This is a genomic window from Micromonospora sp. RP3T (assembly GCF_003027925.1).
Classification (GTDB): domain Bacteria; phylum Actinomycetota; class Actinomycetes; order Mycobacteriales; family Micromonosporaceae; genus Micromonospora.
Genome location: NZ_PYPS01000004.1, coordinates 1 through 19,902, shown reverse-complemented (window position 1 = coordinate 19,902; position 19,902 = coordinate 1). Strand labels below are relative to the sequence as shown.

Below are 19,902 nucleotides of genomic sequence, written 5' to 3'. Positions count from 1 at the left end.
GTCAGTTCGCTCCAGCGGTGTCGGGGGTGTACGCCTCGGCCATCGCCACGGCGATCTTGCGGGGGCCGGTGAACGGCTCCCGGCCGTGCGCGGCGGTCATGTTGTCGACCACCAGCACGTCGTCGCGCTGGTAGTCGAAGCGGACCGTGGCCGCCCGGTAGGCGGCCCGCAGGTGGTCCATGACGTCGGCGGGGATCTCGCCGCCGTCGCCGTAGTAGGTGTTCGACGGCAGCCCGTCGGCGCCGAACATGGCCAGCAGCCCCTCCTGGTAGTCCGCCGGCAGCGTGCTCAGGTGGAAGAAGGTGGCGTGGTTGAACCAGCGCGGCGTGTCCGAGCCGGGCCGGTGGTGCACCGCGTCGCGGACCGCGCGGGTACGCAGTCCGTCCGTGCCGACCCACTCCACGGTGATGCCGTTGGCCGCCGCGTACGCCTCCACCTCGGCGCGGCTCTCCGTGTTGAACACCTCCTGCCAGCGGGTGCCGAAGTCGCCGTGGAAGTTACGCATCAACATCCAGCGACGCCTGACGAACTCCTCCCGGACCGCGGGGTCGATCAGCTCGTACACCCGGCGCACGTCGGCCAACGGGGTGGCGCCCCGGGTCTCCGGCGGGGTGACGCAGTAGAAGAACAGCGTCAGCGGCCACCGCGCCTGGTACGAGTTCTCGTTGTGCAGGAAGATCTCCTCGTCCGGCGGGTAGTCGGTCGAGGTGTAGACCCGGCCCTTGATGGAGTGCCGGGGCGAGGAACGCTCGGTGTAGGTCAGCGGCTCGCCGGCCAGCGCGCGCACGGCGGCGTCGAAGCCGTCCACGCCGCCGAGGTCGAAGCCGCGGAACAGCAGCCCGCCGCTGGCGACGAGCGTGTCCCGCAGCTCGGCGCGCCGGGCCGCGATCAGGTCGGTCAGCGCCCGGCCGTCGTTCTCGACGACCACCGGGAGCGTGGCGGTTGTCTCGCTCATGGTGCGGTGTCTCCTTGTTCCGTCGGGGGATGTCAGCCGCGGGGCAGCCGCGGAATGGCCGGGATCGCCGCCGGGGCGGCCGGTTGGTCGGCGGGCGCCTCGGCGCGCAGCTCCTCGATCCGGGCCGCCAGGCCGGCCACGGTGGGGGTCTCGAAGAGGCTGCGCATCGGCAGCCGCACGCCGGTCGCCTTGCGCATCGCGGCGATGAGCTGCACGGCGACCAGCGAGTTGCCGCCGAGCGCGAAGAAGTCGTCGTCCACGCCGACGTCGGTGACGCCGAGGCCGTCCCGCCACACCTGGGCGACGGTCTTCTCCAGCTCGGTACGCGGGGCGGCCGAGCCGCCACCGGTGGCGGCCGACGCGACGACCGGGGCGTCGGTCTCCTCCGCCAGACTGTCCGTGGTGACCCGGCCCGCCCGACGCCGGATGTCGGCGACGGTGCGGGTGGCGATCACCACCTGCGCGCCGAGACCCGCGCCGAGGCTGCGGCGGAACGCCTCCGCGCCGTCGACCGGCCGGATGTCCTCGGTGACCGCGTCCGGTGCGTCGGCCGTCGCCGGGGCCTCGGCGAGGTTGCCGGTGACCGCGCTCTGGTCGACCCGGCGCAGCACGAAGTCGCTGATCGCGACCAGTTCCCCACCGTCCGGGTCGCGCAGCGACAGGTCGGCGGCGACCACCTCGTCAGTGGCGGCCGGCCGGTGCCGCAGGTGACTGTGGAACGTCGCCGGCAGCGTCCCGCGCACCGTGATCCGGCCGTACGACAGCGGCAGGTACGTGCCGTCGCCCTGCCCCCGGCCGAACGCGGTGGCCACGTCGAGCAGCGCCGGGTGCAGCCCCCAGGACGGCAGGTCGGCCAGCGCCGCGGCGGGCGCCTCCACCCGGGCCAGCTCCTCGCCGTCGGCGAGGTGGTGCTCGGCCAGCGCCGCCCAGCGCGGCCCGAACGTGAGCATGCTGGTACGGCCCCGGCCGAACGAGGCGTCGTCGTCGACCCGCCGGCCGGCCACCTCGGCCGGGGCGGCCGGCGGCGCGGGCTCGGTGCTCCAGCCGGCCGTGCCGCGCACGTGGGCGCGCAGCCGGCCGGCGGCGAGGCTGGCCACGGTGAAGTCCACGCCCTCCTCGGTCGGGGCCAGCTCCACCCGGTACTGCGCGACGGTGCCGTCCGGCACCGAGAACGGCTCCAGGAAGACCACGTCGCGCAGCTCCACCGCGGCGTCCGGGGCCGGCGCGGGCACCGCGGCGACCACGGCGGCGCGCACCGACTCCAGGTGGGCGGTGCCCGGCACCACCGGCACCCCGCCGATCCGGTGCTCGTCGAGCAGCCAGTGGGTGTCGGCCGCGACCAGGCCGTGCAGCACGGCCCCGTCCGGACCGGTGACCATGGTGGTCAGCACCGGGTGGGTGACCGGGCTGGTCAGGGTGTCCCGACCGGCGGCCCGGAACGCGGCCGGCGCGGCCGTCTCCACGGCCATGCCGACCTCGGCCCAGCCGCCCCAGTTCTGCGACACCACCGGCGCGCGGAACCCGGCGCCGGAGCGCGCGAACGCGTCCAGCACGTTGTTCGCGGCGCAGTAGTCGACCTGACCGAAGCCGCCGATCACCGCCGTGATCGACGAGCAGAGCACCACGAAGTCCAGCGGCAGGTCGCCGAAGACCTGGGCCAGGGCCAGCGTGCCGGCCAGCTTCGGGGCGAGCACCCGCTCCGCCTCGGCCCGCTCCTTCACCTCGGCCATGCCGCCGCCGGGCAGGCCGGCGGCGTGCACGATGCCGTCCAGCCCGCCGAACCGGCGCTCCGCCTCCGCACGGACCCGGCGCAGGTCGTCGGCGTCGGTGACGTCCGCGGCGAGCACCAGCACCTCGGCGCCGGCCGCCTCCATCCGGCGGATCGCCGCGATGGCCCGGCCGGCCCGGTCGGCGCCGCCGTGCACCGCCAGGTGCGCGTCCCAGTCGTCGCGCTCGGGCAGGCCGGAGCGGGCCAGCAGCACCAGCTTGGCGCGGGCCCGGCGGGCGAAGTCCTCGGCCAGCGTGACGCCGATGCCGCCGAGCCCGCCGGTGATCAGGTAGCGGCCCTCCTCGCGCAGCACGCCCGGCTCGTCCTCGGCGGCCACGGTCACCTGCTCGTAGCCGCCCACCCAGCGCCGGTCGCGGCGCAGCGCCACCTCCGGGTGCTCCGGGTCGACCGGGCTGCGCAGCTCCACCGCGAGGGCGGCCACGCCGCGCGCGGCCGGGTCGGCGTCGAGCAGCCGGACGGTCAGGCCGGGCAGCTCGGCCGGCAGCACCCGGGCCAGACCGGCCAGCGCGGCGTGCTCCGGCCGGACCAGGTCGTCGCCGCGCACGTCGCCGATGCCGGCGGTGACCAGGTCGAGCCGGATGCCCGCCTCGTCGCTGGTCAAGCCGGCGCCGGCGAGCGCCTGCACCAGGTGCAGCGCGCCGAAGAAGCCGCGCTCCTGGGCGGCCCAGGCGGCGGCGATGTCGGTGCCGGCCGGCTCGCCGTCCAGCGCGAACGCGTGCACGATCCGCCGGGGCAGATCCGCGCCGAGCGCGGCGACCAGCGCCTCGGCGTCCTCGCGGGCGCCGGGACGCAGCCGGAAGCCGGTGGCGGTGGCGGAGAACATGCCGCCGGCGCGTACCTCGACCGGGTCGTCGCCGGCGGCCCGCAACGCCGCGACGAGCGCCTCGCCGCGCGGGCCGTCGGCCAGCACCAGGCACCGGCCCAGCGGCTCGACGGTGCGGGCCGGCGCGGCCTGCCGCCACACCGGCACCGCGAACCACTCCGGCAGCGGACGCGGGCCGGTCTCGGCCGGGGCCGCCGCCACCTGCTCCACCGGGTCCGGCTCGACCCAGTAGCGGCGACGCTCGAACGGGTACGTGGGCAGCGGCACCCGCCGCGCGTCGGGGTCGACGGCGAGCGTCACCGGCACGCCGGCGCACCAGAGCGCGCCGGCGGTGCCGAGCAGCGTGGCCAGGTCACCGGTCGGCTCCCCCGGCCCGGGCAGGCTGCCCAGCGGGGTGAGCGCGCGCTGCGCCTCGCCGGCCTTCGCGACCTGCATCCGGGCCAGGTTGGCCAGTTGCCGGCCCGGGCCGCACTCGACGAACGCCCAGGTGCCCTCGGCGAGCAGCGTGGCCACGCACGCGCCGAAGCGGACCGGCCGGCGCAGGTGCGCGGCCCAGTACGCCGGGTCGGTGGCCTCCGCCTCGGTGATCCAGGTGCCGGTCACGTTGGACACGAACGGCACCGCCGGCGCGCGCAGCGGCACGCTCGCCATCAACGCGGTGAACTCGTCCAGGATCGGGTCCATCATCGGCGAGTGGAACGCGTGCGAGGTGCGCAGCAGCTTCGACTTCTGCTTGCTGCCCAGGCTCTCCGCGAACGCCTCGACCAGCGCGGTCTCGCCGGCCACCACGCAGGTGCCGGGGCCGTTCACGGTCGCCACCGACAGGCCCTCGGGCAGCCGCTCGGCCACCGCCGACTCGTCGAGCGTGACGGCCAGCATGGACCCGGCCGGCAGCGCGTGCATGAGCCGGCCCCGGGCGGCCACCACCTTCAGCGCGTCGGCCAGGTCGAGCACGCCGGCGAGCGTGGCGGCGACGTACTCGCCGATCGAGTGGCCGACCATCGCGGCCGGGGTGACGCCGGCGGCCCGCCAGGCGGCGGCGAGCGCGTACTCGACGGTGAACAGGGCCGGCTGGGTCCAGCGGGTCTCGGTGAGCTTCGTCGCCGCCTCCGGGTCCCGGCCCAGGACCAGGTCCCGGATGTCCAGGCCCAGCTCACCGCGGAGCAGCTCGGCGCACTCGTCGACGGCGGCGGCGAACGCCGGGTCCTCGGCGTACAGCTCGGCGCCCATGCCGGCGTACTGCGCGCCCTGCCCGCTGAACAGGAAGGCCACCCGGGGGGCCGGGCCGTCGGCGACGCCCCGGTGCGCCTTGCGCTTGTCGCGCAGCGCGGCGGCGGCGTGCTGCGGGTCGCCGGCGACCACGGCGGCGCGGTGGGCGTAGCGCTGACGGCCGACGCGCAGCGTGTGCGCGACGTCGGCGAGCAGGTCGGGGCCGCCGGCGGTGGCGCGCTCCAGGTGGTCGGCGAGGTCGCGCACGGCGGTGTCCAGCGCGGTCGGGGTCTTCGCCGACACCTGGAGCAGGTGCGCCGGGCGCACCCGCCGCTCGGCCCGGTACGCGGCCGGCGCCTCCTCCAGCACCACGTGCGCGTTGGTGCCGCCGATGCCGAACGAGCTGACCCCGGCCCGGCGCGGCCCGCCGTCGGCGTCCCACTTGGTCAGCGTGTTCGCCACGTAGAACGGGGTGTCGGCGAAGTCGATGGCCGGGTTCGGCGACTCGTAGTTGATGGTCGGCGGGATCAGCCCGTGTTCCATGGCGAGCACCGTCTTGATCACGCTGACGATGCCGGAGGGCTGGCTGAGGTGGCCGATGTTGGACTTCACCGAGCCGATGCCGCACCAGCCCCGGTCGTCGGTGTCCTTGGTGTAGACGGCGGAGAGCGCGGCGACCTCGATCGGGTCGCCCAGCGCGGTGCCGGTGCCGTGCGCCTCGACGTAGCTGATGGTGCGCGGGTCGATCCCGGCCAGCCCGACGGCCTGGGCGACGGCCTCCATCTGCCCGTCGATGCTGGGGGCGGTGAAGCCGACCTTGCCGGCGCCGTCGTTGTTGATCGCGTTGCCGAGCACCACCGCGCGGATCGTGTCGCCGTCGGCGATCGCGTCGGAGAGACGCTTGAGCAGGGTGACGCCGACGCCGCTGCCCCACACCGTGCCGTTGGCCTCGGCGTCGAACGGCCGGCACCGGCCGTCCGGCGAGGTGAAGCCGTCCATGCCCAGGTAGCCGGCGTGCGGCAGCTCGATGTTGACGCCGCCCGCGAGCGCCATGTCGCACTCGCCGTTGCGCAGCGCCTCGCAGGCCAGGTGGAACGCGACGAGCGAGGTCGAGCAGGCGGTGTGCACGGTCATGCTCGGGCCGCGCAGGTCCAGCCGGTACGACACGTTGGTGGCCACGTAGTTCGGCGAGTTGCCGGTGGCGATGGAGACCGCGCCGTGCGGGTTGCCGCCGACGCGCTTGTTGCGCAGCACGTAGCGGTTGAGGTAGGTGGTGCCGCCGCTGCCGGCGTAGACGCCGACCGCGCCGTCGTAGCGACCCGGGTCGTAGCCGGCGTCCTGCAACGCGGTGTAGCAGGTCTCCAGGAACAACCGGTGCTGCGGGTCGGTGGTCTCGGCCTCGCGGGCGGTCATCCCGAACAGGCCGGCGTCGAACTCGTCGTAGCCGTCGACGAGCGGGGCCCGGTTCACCCAGCTCGGGTCGTCGACCTCGTCGGCGCTGACGCCCCGGGCGAGCTGCTCCTCGCGGGTCAGCTCGGTCGTCGACTCCACGCCGTCGACCAGGTTGCGCCAGAACTCGTCGATGTCGGCCGCGCCGGGCAGGCGGGCGGCCAGCCCGACGATCGCGATGGGCTCGATGCCGTCGTCGTCGGCGGCGGAAATGTCGTTCTGCATGGGAGGTCCTTCATTCACAAGGGGTTGCGGCATCACGGCTGGTGCGGTCGGCGGGGTGGCGGGGTACGGCGGGCACGGCCCCGCCGGGCGGCCGCGCGCATCGCGGCGCGGGCCAGCTCCGGCCGGTCGGTGGCGCCGTCGAGGCTGGCGGCGAGCGCCCGCACGGTCGGGTGGCGGAACAGGTCGAGCATGGTGATCGAGCGGCCGGTGGCCTCGACGAGCCGGGCGTGCACGGCGGCGAGCGCCATCGAGTGGCCACCGATGTCGAAGAAGTTGTCAGTGACGCCGACCGTCTCCCGGTCGAGCACGTCCCGCCAGATGCCGGCGATCAGCTCCTCGGTCCCGGTGAGCGCGTCCGACCCGACCGGCAGCGGCGCCCGGGCCGGCTCGGCGGTGGCCACCGTCATCGCGCCCAGCGCGGCCACCCGGACCGCCGGGCGGGGCAGCTCGGGGGCCACCTCGCCGGCCGGCGCGTCCGGGTCGGCGGCGAGCGCGCCGACCAGGGCGGTCAGGTCGGCCAGCAGCGCGGCGATCCGGTCGCCGTCGAACAGGTCCGGGTTGTAGACCACCTCGACGCCGGCCCGTCCGTCCCGCTCCACCACGTAGACGGTCAGGTCGAACGGCGAGCCGGGCTTCGGCACCGGCACCGGCTCGACGGTCAGGTCGGCCAGCGTCAGCCGGGGCGGAACGAAGTTGAGCACGTTGAACAGCACCTGCACCAGCGGGGCGCGGGAGGTGTCCCGGCCGACGCCGAGCGCCTCGACGAGGCGTTCCAGCGGCGCGCCCGGATGCGCGGTGACCTCGTGCAGCTCGGCGGCGCACCGGTCGACCTGCGCGGCGAAGCTGCCGCCGGCGCGCACCCGCACCGGCACGGTGTCGATGAAGAAGCCGATCACCTCGTCGAACGCGGCCAGCCGCCGGTCCGCGACGATCGCGCCGAGCACGTGGTCGTCGCCGCCGGTGAGCCGGCGCAGCAGCTCACCGAAGCCGGCCAGCAGCACCGCCGCGACGGTCGTGCCGCGCCGGGTGGCCAGATCGCGTACCGCCCGGTCGGCGGCGGCGTCCAGCCGGACCGCGGCCTCCGCGCCGGCGTACGTCTGCACGGCCGGGCGGGGCCGGTCGCGGGGCAGCTCCAGCACGGTCGGCGCGCCGGCCAGGTGCCCGGTCCACCAGGCCAGGTCGGCCTCGCCCCGACGCCTGTCGCGTTCCTCCCGCCAGACCGCGTAGTCGGCGTACGTGGCGGGCAGCGGCGGGCGGCCCGGCGTCGGCCGGCCGAGCGCGCGGGCGTACGCGGCGGCCAGCTCGTCGTAGAGCAGCGCCTCGGACCAGCCGTCGAAGACCGCGTGGTGCACGGTCACCGCCAGCACGTGCTCCTCGGCCGCGAGCCGGTAGGCGGTGACCTGCCAGGGCGGGCCGGTGGCCAGGTCGAACGCGTGCCCGGCGCCGGCCGTGAGCATGGTGGCCAGCTCGGTGTCCGGGTCGGCGACGGTGGTCAGGTCGACCACCGGCACTGCCACGTCGGTCGGTTCCTCGCGGACCGCGTACGGCACGCCGCCCTGCTGCGGGATGCGCCACCGCAGCACGTCGTGGCGCTCGGCGACGGCGCGCAGCGCGGCGCCGAGCGCGCCGGTGTCGAGCGGCCCGCGCAGCCGGTGCGCGACCGCGATGTTGTAGGGCGCGCTGGACGGCGCGAGCTGGTCCATGAACCACAGTCGCCGTTGTGGCGGCGACAGCGTGGGCGGGTTGCCGGTGGTCAGCCCGTCGCCGCCGGCCGGGTCGGCGGCCCGGACCCGGTCCACCAGCGCGGCGAACGTGCGGTCGGTGAACAGCACCCGGGTGTCCACCTGCCGGCCGGTCTCCGCGCGCAGCGCGGCGACCAGCCGCATCGCGGCGATCGAGTTGCCGCCGGCGGCGAGGAAGTCGGCGTCCGGGGCGGGGGGCGCGCCGAGCAGCCGGGTCCAGACCCGCCGGACCGCCGCCGCCACCGGGTCGCCGTCGTCGGGCAGGTCGTCGGGCACGTCGTGGGCCTGCGCGGCGGCCGTGGCCAGCTCGCGCAGCGCGGACCGGTCCAGCTTGCCGGTGACCGGGCTGGCCGGCAGCGCGGCCAGCCGCACCGTCCGGGCCGGCAGCATCGCGGTGGTCAGCCGCTGCTCGGCGTACGCCCGCAGCGCGTCGTCGTCCGGCGCGTCGGCCGGAGTGAGGAACGCGACCAGCTCGGTGCCGGCCGGGCCGGGCAGCGCCTCCACGGCGGCCCGCTCGACGCCGGGGTGGTCGGCCAGCACCGCCTCGATCTCGCCCAGCTCGATGCGCTGGCCGCGCACCTTGACCTGCCGGTCGGCCCGGCCGAGGTAGACGATCCGGCCGTCCGGCGCCTGCCGGACCAGGTCGCCGGTGCGGTAGAGCCGCTCGCCGGGGGCCGCGCCGAACTCGTCGGGCACGAACCGCTCGGCGGTCAGGCCGGGCCGGTTCAGGTAGCCGTCGGCCAGGCCCGGCCCGCCGATCAGCAGCTCACCGGTCTCCCCCGGCGGCACCGGCCGCAGGTCGGCGTCGACCACGTACGCGCGGTGGTTGGCCAGCGGCCGGCCGATCGGCGCCGGGTCGGCGTCGGCGGGCGTGAGGTCGCCGAGGACCACCAGCACGGTGGTCTCGGTCGGGCCGTAGCCGTTGAGGAAGCGCCGGCCCGGCGCCCAGCGGGCGGCCAGTTCGGCCGGGACCGCCTCGCCGCCGCAGAGCAGCACCCGCCACGACGGCAGGTCCGCCGGGTCGAGCAGGGCCAGCACGGTGGGGGTGACGAACCCCCAGTTCACGTCGTGCGCGGCGACGAACCGGGCGAGCCGCACCGGGTCGGCCCGGTCGTCGGTGCCGAGCAACTGCACCGTGCCGCCGAGGATCAGCGGCACGAACAGGTCCATGGTGGCCGCGTCGAAGCCGAGCGAGGCGATGCCGAGGCTGTGCGTGGACGCGTCCGCGCCGGTCAGTGCCGTGATGCCGGTGACGAACTGGACCGCGTTGCGGTGCGTGGTGAGCACGCCCTTGGGGCGGCCGGTGGAGCCGGAGGTGAACAGCACGTACGCCGGGTCGCCGGGGCGGGCCGGGCAGGGCGCGAGCGGGGCCGGGCCGGGCAGGCCGAGCGCCTCCACGCCGGGCTCGTCGCCGAACTCGGCCGCCGCCGCGTCGCCGACCACCACCCGGATGTCCGCGTCGCGGACGATCTCCCGCAGCCGGTCACGTGGGCCGCCCGGCTCCAGCGGCACGTACGCGGCGCCGGCCAGCAGCACGCCGACCACGGTGACCACCAGGTCGGGGGTACGCGCGCCGCACACCCCGACCCGGTCGCCGCGGCCGACGCCGTGCGCGCGCAGCGCGGCGGCGACCCCGGCGGCCCGGTCGACGAGCTGCCGGTAGGTGAGCCGGGTGTCCCACTGGCGCACCGCCACCGCGTCCGGGACGCGGGCCGCCCGGTCGGTGATCAGGTCGGCGAGGGTGGCGTCCGGCCAGGGCAGGTCCGGCCCGGAGACGGCGCTGACGGTCAGGGTGTGGGTCACCGGTGTGCTCCCAGGTGCTCGGCCGGATCGGTGATCTGGAGGCGGAGTTCGCTGACGTAACCGTGGCCCCGGGCGTCGGGCACCCACGCCTCGTCGGGGGCCGGCAGCAGTTCGGAGACCACCACCGGCACGTCCGGGCCGGTGCGCAGCGCGGCGTCCACCATGGCGCAGAGCGACTGCGCGTACAGCGGGCCGGTCAGGTCCACGTAGCAGGGTTTGATCTCGGTGCCGATCTTGACGAACACCCGCTCGGGCAGGTCGGCGGCCGCCCGCCAGCGGCGTACCGCCAGGTAGCGGGCGGTCTCGTCGGCGTGACCGCCGAGCCCGCACGCGCCGGCCGTGGTGCGCCAGGTGCGCCGCGCCACCACCAGCCGGTCGATGGTGATCCGGGGTGTGTGCGCCGCGGCGCCGAACAGCTTGAACGCGTCCAGCAGCAGCGAGCCGAGCAGCGTGGCGAAGACCTCCATCAGCGGCCAGCGGGCGCCGTCGGGGAAGACCGCGGTGAGCCGGTCGCCGGCGCGCTCCACCAGCACCGCGGTGGCCGGGACCAGCCGGTCGGCGTCGGCGCCGTACGCGGTGTCGATGCCGAGCTGGCGGTCCGCCGGGCCGGTCAGCGCGTACGTGGTGCGGGTGGTCCGCCGGGGGAAGCTCTCCGGCCAGAGCACCCGCAGCCGCACCGGGCCCAGGTCGGCGTCGAGGTCGGCGCGCAGCGCCGCCGGGTCGCTGTGGAACGGGCTGAGCACCGCGCTGTCGAACGCGACGGTGGCCGGGTGCAGCTCACCGAGCACGAGCAGGAAGTCGCCCCGCGCGACCGCCTCCGGGGACGCGGCGCTGAGCTGGACGTCCGGGTTGTGCAGCCGGGCCGACGGCCAGCCGGGCCCGGACGCCGGGAACAACTCCGCCACCCGACCGGCCAGGTCCGCCGCGCGGACCCCCAGCTCGGCCTGGTCGGCGGGCAGCTCACGCAGGTCGAACAGCTCGGCCCACCGGCGGGTGAGTTCCGCGCCGGCCCCGGCGATCGGGCCGTCCGACGCGATCAACGTGCCCTGGGCCAGCAGCCACAGGTCGGCCAGCCGCACCGGCTCGCCGCCGGTCGCCAACTCCTCGTGCAGCTCGGTGAAGAGTTCGGCGCACCGCTCGGCGACCTCGACGGTGAACCAGCGGGCCGTGCGCAGCACCACCGCGAGCGGCTCGGCGAGCGCCTCGGTGACCGCGGCGCCGACCTGGAAGTCCAGGTCACGGGCGGTCTCCTCGTAGCAGATCGTGCGGCCGGCGTACATCTGTCCGCTGTTGCGGGTGGCCGGGCGGCCGGTGACGGCGGTGAAGCCGGCGTTGAGCGCGGCGAGCGCGGCGCCGAGCCGGTCCGGGTCGCCGGCCGCGGCGGCCACCTCGTCGCGGGCGGCGCGGAGCCGGTCGAACTCGGCCGCCGTGGCGGCGCGCACCGACTCGTCGCCGATCGCGGCGATCCGCGCGGCGAGCACGTCCTCCGCGTCCGGGGCGACCGGCAGGTTCGCACCCCAGCTCAGCTGGCCGCGTTCCACCCACCGGTCGAGCAGCAGGTAGACGTCGTCGACGCCGTGCACCACGCCCTCGGCGCACAGCCGCTCGGCCAGCTCCACCGCCGGGGTGCGCCCGTCGGCGGCGGCGAGCAGCCGGGCCTCGACCGGCGTCAGCGCGATCGGCGGGTGCAGCGGCCAGCGCAGCTCCCGCCCGACCACGGTCAGGTGTGGTTGCCGCGCCGGCGCCCACCAGCGGCGCACCGCCAGGTCGTCGGCGAGCCGGTCGGCGTACGCGATGAGCGCCCACGCCTCGAAGAACACCCGGCGGCGGCGCACCAGCGCGGCGCCCGGCACGGTCCGTACGCCCGGCACGGCCGGGTCGAACGTGCCCCAGCAGACCGGGCCGAAGAAGCCGATGGTCTCCGCCTTGCCGCAGTACCGCTGCCAGTAGCGCAACAGGCTCAGCTCCCGCTTGCGCCGGCGCACGTTGCGCACCTGCGGGTCGGTGCGCAGCAGACCGTCCAACGCGATGAGCATGTCCGGGTTCTGCCAGGTGACCGCCTCGCGCAGCAGCGGGTCGGCGGCGAGTTCACCGGCCACCGCGGACGACTCGGCGAACGCCTCCCCCAGCGTTTTCTCGAACACCTCGGCGCTGCTCGCGCCGGCCAGCAGCGCGTCCGCGGCGACCGCGCAACCGGGCGCGGCGAACCGGTCCAGACCGGCGGCCGGGAACCCGGCGGTCCGCAGCACCACGTCCCGCCACACCGACCAGCCGGTCGTGCCCAGGGGCAGCAGATGGCTCATCGCGCGTCCTCCACTCCGCTGTCCGTGCCGAGCGCTGCGGTGTCGGTGAGGTGCAGGCGCAGCTCGCTGAAGTAGCGGCGCCCCGCGCCGTCGGGCACCCACGCCTGTTCCGGGTCGGGCAGCATCTCGCTGACCGTGAGCGAGACGTCGTCGCCGCCGTCGACCCGGGCGGCGCGCACCAGCGCGCAGAGCATCGCGGCGAACCCCGGCGCGGCCAGGTCCACGAAGCAGGGCTTGGTCTCGGTGCCGAGCTTGACGTAGACCCGCTCGGGCAGCCCGAGCCGGCGACGCCAGGCGCGTACGGCCAGGAACCGCTGCTTCTCGCCGGTGACGGCGGCCAGGCCGCTCTCCCCGACCGTGGTCCGCCAGGTCTGCCGCGCCACCACCAGCCGGTCCACCGTGATGCGTGGCGTGTACGGCGCGGCGGCGACCAGTTTGAAGCCGTCCACGGCGTGCGCGCTGAACGGCTCGGCGAAGATCTCCGCGAGCGGCCAGCGCTGCCCGTCCGAGGCGGTGGCGACCAGCTCGCCGTCCACGTCGTCGACGGTGAGGTCCACGGTGGGCAGCACCCGGGCCGGGTCCGCGCCGGGCGCGTCGAGGAAGGCGAGCTGCCGGTCGGTCGGGCCGGTCAGCGACTCGGCGGTGCGGCTGGTGCGGCGCGGCCAGTCGGCCGGGAACAGCAACCGGACGCGCCGCTCACCGAGGTCCGCCGCCAGCGCGTCGCGCAGCCGCTCGACGTCCCGGTGCGACGGGGTGAAGACCGCGCAGTCGAACGAGGACCAGGCGGCGTGCAGTTCGCCGAGCACCACGGTGTAGTCACCGCGCCGCAGCGCCGCCTCGTCGGTGGCGCAGATCTGCAGGTCGGGGCTGTGCATGACGGCGTTGGACCAGGTCGGCCGGTCGCCCGGGAAGACCGCGTCGATCTTCTCGGCCAGGTCGGCCGCGCGCAGCCGCACGTCGGTGGTGCCGGCGGGCAGCGTGTCCAGGCCGAACAGGCCGGCCCACCGGGCGGCGAAGTCGGCGGCGACCGCGTCGACCGGCCGTTCGCCGCCGCCCCAGAACAGGCCCTGGGCCAGGAACCACAGGTCGGCCAGCGCCACCGGGCCGCCGGACTCGGCGCGCAGCTCGTCGTGCAGGCCGCGCAGCACCGCCAGGTACGCGTCGGCGAGCGCGTTGGCCAGCCAGCGGGCGGCGCGCAGCAGCACGTCGAGCGGGGCGGCCAGCTCGGCCAGCAGCGGGGCGCCGAAGACCACGTCCAGGTCGCGGGCGGCGTCCTCGTAGCAGATGGTGCGGCCGGCGTACATCTGGCCGGCGCGGCGCACCGCCGGCACGCCGGTCAGCTCGGTGAACGTGGCGTCCAGGGCGTCCAGCGCGGCGCGCAGCGAGTCCGGGTCGCCGGCCGCCGTGGCCACCGCGTCGCGGGCGGCGCACAGCCGGTCGAAGCCGGCGCGGGCGGCGGCGCGGGCCGGCTCGTCACCGATCGCCGCGATCCGCTCGGCCAGCACCCGCTCGGCGTCCGGGCTGACCGGCAGCGCCGCGTCCCAGGTGATCAGCTCCCGTTCCACCAGCCGGTCGAGCAGCGCGTAGCCGTCCTCGGGCCGGCGCAGCCCGATCGCCGGGTCGGCGACCAGGGCGGCGGCGTGGCGGCGACCGTCGGCGGCCCGCAGCAGCGCCGCCTCGACCGGGGTCAGCGTCAGCGGCGGGCGGCCGGGCCGGAGCACGTCCCGGTCCCGGATCGCCAGGTGCGGCCGGAGCGTCGGCGGCCACCAGCGGCGGACCGCCAGGTCCGCGCCGACCCGGTCGGCGTACGCGGCCAGCGCCCACGACTCGAACCACACCCACCGTCGCCCGGTCAGCCCTTCCCCGGGGTTGACCAGGGCAACCTCCGGCTGGTCGGGGTCGACGGTGACCCAGCAGGCCGGCCCGAAGAACCCGACCGTCTCGTTCTTGCCGCAGTAGCGCTGCCAGTACTTCAGCAGCGCCCGCTCCCGGTCCCGTCGCCGCACGTTGCGGGGCGCGTCGGGGCCGCCGCGCACCAACCCGTCCAACGCGACCAGCGCGCCCCGGTTCTGCCAGGTGACCGCCTCGCGCAGCAGCGGGTCGGCGGCCAACGCGTTGAGCCGCGCGGCGCCGGCGCGTAGCGCCTCGTCGAACTCCTTGTCGAACTGTTCCTCGCCGGTGCCGGTGGCCAGCAGCGCGTCGGCGGCGGCGGCGGCCCGGGGCGCGCTCAGCGCCACCAGCCCGTCGGCGGGGAAGCCGGTGGTCCGCAGCATCGCGTCGCGCCACACGGACCACCCGGTGTCCCCGAGCGGCACCCGGTGCGCACCGCCGGCGGTCCCGCGGCCGACGGCGCGCACCGGGCCCGGACCCGCGTCCGGGGTTCCGGCGCGGGCGGTCGAGGTGCCGGGCCCGGCGGCAGCGACGCCGGGCGCGGTGGTCGAGGTGCCGGTGGCGGTGGTCAGGCCGCCGGGCGCTGTCGTCGTGGCACCGGGCTCGGCGGTCGTGGCACCGGGCGCGGCGGCCAGGTCGGCCCGGATCAGCGCGGCCATCTCGGCGAGCCGGTCGTGCAGGAAGAAGTGCCCGCCGGACAGCTCGTGCAGGGTGAAACCGGCCGCGGTGTGCTCGCCCCAGGCGGCGGTCTGGGCGCGGCTGACCGCCGCGTCCGCGTCGCCGCCGAACGCGACGATCGGCACCGGCAACGGATCCTCCGGGACGTGACGGTAGTCGTCCACCCGGCCGAAGTCGGCGCGCAGCAGCGGCAGCATCAGCTCCAGCAGCTCCGGGTGGTTGAACGCTTCGGCGGGGAGGCCGCCGCCGTCGCTGAGGCGGCGCAGCAGCTCGTCGTCGCTGACCCGGGACAGCCCGATGAACCCGCCCGGCTCGGTGATGTGCGGCGCGCGGGCGCCGCCGACGTAGAGCCGCAGCGGCAGCCGACGGCCGGTACGGCGCAGCTCGCGGATCACGTCGAACCCGAGCCGGCCGCCCATCGAGTGGCCGTAGATCGCGTACGGGCGGTCGGCCCGGGCGGCGATGGCGTCGGTGACCTCGGCGACGGTGAAGTGCGGGTCCTCGCTGATCCGCTTCTCCCGGCCGGGCAACTGCACCGGCAGCACCTCGACGTCGGGACCGAACGCGGCCGGCCAGTGCCGGAACGCGCTGGCGCCCGCGCCGGCGTACGGCAGGCAGAACAACTGCACCGGCGCCTCGGGGCGGCTTCCGGTGGAGGCGAACCAGTTCACCGCGGACCTCTCTGCACGGGGTCGATCCAGTGCCGGCGGCGCTGGAACGGGTAGGTGGGCAGCCCGGTACGCCGGACCGTGCCCTCGGGGTGCAGGGCGTCCCAGTCGATGTCGTGGCCGGCCACCCAGTCGGCGGCCGTCTCGCGCAGCGGCCCGGCGTCACCGGCGAGCCGGGCGTCGGTGTCGAGCAGTACGTCCAGCGCGGACAACGCGGCGGGCAGGTCGGCGGCGACCACCGCCGCCCGGTACGCGAACGGCCGGCGGCCGAGCGCCAGCGTGGCGGCCACCTCCGGCAGCGCCGGCGCGGTGCCGGCCAGGTGGGTGCGCAGCCGGACCAGCGCGGCCCGCAACGCCGCCGGGGTACGCGCGGAGACCGGCAGCAGCCACGGCCCCTCCCCCGGCGGGTCGGTCGGCTCGACCGGCGGCGGCTGTTCCACCACCACGTGCGCGTTGGTGCCGCCCAGGCCGAACGCGCTCACCCCGGCCACCCGGCGTCCGCCGTCCGGCCAGTCCCGGGCCTTGGTGGGCACGTAGAACGGGCCGGCGGCCAGGTCGATCTCCGGGTGCGGGCGGGTGAAGTGCAGGTTCGGCGGGATCACGCCGTGCCGGACGGCCAGCACGGTCTTGATCAGCCCGGCGACGCCGGCGGCGGCGTCGAGGTGGCCGATGTTCGTCTTCACCGAGCCGAGCGCGCACGTCTCGGCCGGCGCGGCGCCGGCGTACACCTCGTGCAGCGCGGCCACCTCGATGGCGTCACCGAGCGGCGTGCCGCTGCCGTGCCCCTCCACGAGGCGGACCTCGCCGGGGGCGACCTCGGCGGTGGCGAGCGCGTTGGCCACGGCGGCGGCCTGCCCGGCCGGTCCGGGTACCGCGAAACCGGCCCGGTCCGGGCCGTCGTTGGTGACCGCCCACCCGGGCAGGATCGCGTAGATCCGGTCGCCGTCGGCCTGCGCGTCGGCGAGCCGGCGCAACGCGACCACGCCCGCGCCGGAGCCGAACCCGGAGCCCTCCGCGGCCTCGTCGAAGGCACGGCACCGGCCGTCCGGGGAGGCGAGCCCGCCCGGCGTGGCCCGGTGCCGGGGCCACATGACCGTGGACCCGCCGGCCAGCGCCAGGTCGCACTGGTAGTCGGCGAGGCTCTGCGCGGCCAGGCAGACCGCGACCAGCGAGCTGGAGCAGGCGCTCTGCACGGCCAGCGCCGGGCCGGTCAGGCCGAGCCGGTAGGCGACCTGGCCGGGCAGGTGGTCGGGGAACTGCCGGCCGACCAGCCGCGCCTCCCAGTCGTCCGGGTCGACGTCGCCGACCACCGCCGGGTTGTCCATCAGATGGAACAGGAAGTACCGGTTGGCGGAGGTGGCCGCGTAGACGCCGACCAGCCCGGGGAAGCGCTGCGGATCGTGCCCGGCGTCCTCCAGCGCCTCCCACGCGGTCTCCAGGAAGAGCCGGTGCTGCGGATCGGTGCGGGCGGCCTCGTCGGCGCCGAAGGAGAAGAACTCGGCGTCGAAGTCGGCCACCCCGTCGAGCCGGCCGGCGGCGCGGACGTGCCGGGGGTCGGCGCGCAGCCGGGGCCCGATGCCGAGCGCGGCCAGTTCCTCGTCGGTGTGGTCGTGCACCGAGTCGACCCCGGTGCACAGGTTCCACCAGAACGTCGCCACGTCCGGCGCGCCGGGGAACCGGCCGGCGATCCCGACCACGGCGATCTCGTCGCCGGTGTACTCGCGGGACGCGCTGACCGGCGCGGCGGGCGCGGGCAGCACCGGGGCGCGGACCGCCTCCGGCGGCGCGTCGAGCAGCGCCGCCTGGGTGGCCACGGTCGGGTGGTCGAACAGGCGCAGCATCGGCAGCCGGACGCCGAACCGCTCGGCGATCCGCTGCTGCACCCGGCCCAGCAGCAGCGACTGCCCGCCCACGTCGAAGAAGCTGTCGGTGCGGCCGACCGCCGGGCGGCCCAGCACCGCGCACCAGATGTCGTGCACGACGCGTTCGGTGTCGGTGGCCGGCGTCGCCCCGGCGGGCACCTCGACGACCGGGTCGGGCAGCGCCCGCTCGTCGACCTTCCCGCTGACGGTGAGCGGGAACTCGTCCACCACGACCACCGCGCGCGGCACGGCGTAGTCGGGCAGCGCGGCGGCGAGCGCCGCGCGTAGCGCCGCCGGGTCGGGGCGGGCGCCGGCCGGGCGGGCGTACGCGAGCAGTTCGCCGTCGCGGGCGATGGCGCGGACCCCGGCGACGCCGGGCTGGGCGGCGAGCACGGTCTCGATCTCGGTCAGCTCCACCCGGTGCCCGCGCACCTTGACCTGCCGGTCGAGGCGGCCCAGGCAGACCAGTTCCCCGCCGGGCAGGCGCGCGCCGAGGTCGCCGGTGCGGTACGACCGCGTCCCGTCGGCGTCCGTGGTGAACCGGTCGCTGTCCTGGTTGAGGTAGCCGGCGGCGAGGTGCCGGCTGCGGACCACGATCTCGCCGGTGCCCGGGGCGAGGTCGAGGCGGTAGCCGGGGAACGCGTGGCCGACCGGCAGCGGCCCGACCCTGGCCGGGTCCACCTCGGACAGCGGCAGCACGTGCCGGGCGGCGAACGTCATCTCGGTGGCGCCGTAGCCGTTGACCAGCACGCAGTCGCCGGCGAACCGGTCCCGGCCGCGGGCCGCGTCGGCCCAGGTGGCCTGTTCCCCGCCGAGCAGCACCGCGCGCACGGTGGCCAGCCGCCGGTCGTCGAGCGTGTCGAGCAGGAAGCGGTAGACGGTCGGCGTGCAGTGCAGCACGGTGACGCCGTGCCGGTCGAGCTGCTCCACCGCGTACGCGAGGCCGTGCCGGCGCAGGTCGACCGGGACGACGGCGGCGCCGGTGAGCAGCGCCGGGTAGAGGTCCGGGATGGCGGCGTCGAAGCTGAACGAGGCGAGCAGGCTGAGCCGGTCGGCCGGGCCGACGGCGAGCGCGTCGATCTGGTTGTCGACGACGTGCGCCAGGTTGCGGTGGGTCTGCCCGACCGCCTTGGGCACGCCGGTGGAGCCGGAGGTGAACAGCACGTACGCCAGCGCGTCCGGGTCGACCGGCACCGGACGCAGCGGGGCCGGCGGCACCTCGTCCAGGGGCACCACGGCACGACCGTCGGCCACCGTCAGGGCCAGTTCGCGGTGTTCGGCGGCGCAGGCCACGGCGGTGACGTCGGCGGCGGCGACCATGTGTCGCAGCCGGGCGACCGGGAAACCCGGGTCCAGCGGCACGTACGCGCAGCCGGCGGCCAACGTGCCGAGCAGCGCGGCGACGGTCGGCGCGCCGTGCGCGGTGAGCAGCGCGATGCGGTCGCCGGGCCGGAAACCGGCGGCGACGAGCACGGCAGCGTACCCCCCGGCCGTCTCGGCCAACTCGGCGTAACCGACCTCGTGGGTCTCGCCGAGCAGGGCCGGACGGCCACCGTGGACCGCTGCGACCGCGCTGAAACGATTGATGATCATCGTCTCTGCCATCAGGAAACGGGATGTGCTCCACTGACGGTGGGCGCGCAGCAGCAATCGACGAATGTGACCATTGATCCCCCCCAGGACTTCACATTGGAAGCAGAATAAAGCTCAATCTCTCGACCGGAAGAGGATCGATCCGGGTCGAGCCGAAGGGGGGACGACCCCTGGTACCTGGGACGGAGGAATTCGTCCGATCATCCCTCTAGCGCGTAGACGATTTTCAGCGTAGGTGGCTACTCGCGAGTTATTTTACGGTGAAAGTACTTCTGGGCGGTGAAATCTTCGCCTCATGGGCGGCCGCGCCGCAGCTCGACCCGGGTCGCGGGGAGCCTGCTCAGACATCGTACGGCGGACGCGGAAGCGGGTCCACCATCGCGTCGAACCCCCGGGGCAGCTGCGCCACCAGATCCTGGAACTCGCCGACCGTGACCGTCTCCCGAAGCGTGGCGAGCACCGCCCGCGTCCCCACCTCGGCCAGCGCCGGATCCACCGCGGCCCGGTCGGCCACCCGGTAGAGGAAGTCCACAGCGGCCCCGGTCGCCGGCGGCCCGGCCGTCGCGAGGTAGCCGCCGACGTCGTCGGGGAGCTGGGCGGCCAGGTCGGCCGACTCGTCGGCGGTGATCCGCTCGGCGAGCGTCTGCAACACCGCGCGGGAGATCGTCGCCGCGTCGTCGGTGGGCAGCTCGGCACGACGCGCCACCGCGTCGACGAACAGCGGAAACCGCATCCCGCCCTCCCCTGGCAGCCGGTCGCCGACGTCCCGGGAAACCCCCGCCCCGTGGCCGTGGTCAGCGCAGCAGCCGCAGCGCCGCCGGCACGGCGGTGACGGTCACCGGCAACGGGAACGCCCGCTCGCCGTCCGCGTACGTGGTGATGCCGTCGGCGGTCAGCTCCACCGTCCGCGCCC

Annotated in this window: 7 protein-coding genes and 1 pseudogene; all 8 read right to left on the bottom strand. The window is 76.1% G+C overall.

What is annotated here, in order from left to right; all coding sequences use genetic code 11:
* Position 1: 1 nt before the first annotated feature.
* Positions 2-955, bottom strand: coding sequence for a TauD/TfdA family dioxygenase (locus C8054_RS04575; RefSeq protein ID WP_107155456.1), 954 nt, complete (start codon positions 953-955; stop codon positions 2-4).
* A gap of 32 nt (positions 956-987) precedes the next feature.
* Entirely contained in the window at positions 988-6,450 is a 5,463-nt protein-coding gene (locus C8054_RS04570; protein WP_107155455.1) for a type I polyketide synthase, read from the bottom strand.
* 32 nt (positions 6,451-6,482) lie between these two features.
* On the bottom strand, positions 6,483-9,995 hold the full coding sequence (locus C8054_RS04565) for a non-ribosomal peptide synthetase (protein WP_107155454.1): 3,513 nt from the start codon (positions 9,993-9,995) through the stop codon (positions 6,483-6,485).
* A complete protein-coding gene (locus tag C8054_RS04560) occupies positions 9,992-12,298 on the bottom strand; it encodes a lantibiotic dehydratase (protein WP_107155453.1) in 2,307 nt (768 codons plus the stop codon). Before C8054_RS04560 ends, C8054_RS04565 begins: the two co-directional genes overlap by 4 nt.
* Positions 12,295-15,537: a thioesterase domain-containing protein gene (locus C8054_RS04555; RefSeq protein WP_107155452.1), complete on the bottom strand. Its 3,243-nt coding sequence runs from the start codon at positions 15,535-15,537 to the stop codon at positions 12,295-12,297. The genes C8054_RS04560 and C8054_RS04555 overlap by 4 nt, the downstream gene beginning before the upstream one ends.
* Positions 15,534-19,001 (bottom strand): AMP-binding protein, encoded by a 3,468-nt coding sequence (locus tag C8054_RS04550; protein ID WP_107155451.1) that lies wholly within the window; start codon positions 18,999-19,001, stop codon positions 15,534-15,536. Before C8054_RS04550 ends, C8054_RS04555 begins: the two co-directional genes overlap by 4 nt.
* Positions 19,002-19,329: 328 nt before the next feature.
* Complete coding sequence (locus C8054_RS04545; protein ID WP_107155450.1) at positions 19,330-19,722, bottom strand: DUF2267 domain-containing protein; 393 nt, start codon at positions 19,720-19,722, stop codon at positions 19,330-19,332.
* A 61-nt stretch (positions 19,723-19,783) separates the two neighbouring features.
* Positions 19,784-19,902: pseudogene (locus C8054_RS04540) on the bottom strand (sphingosine kinase); the annotation flags it as partial.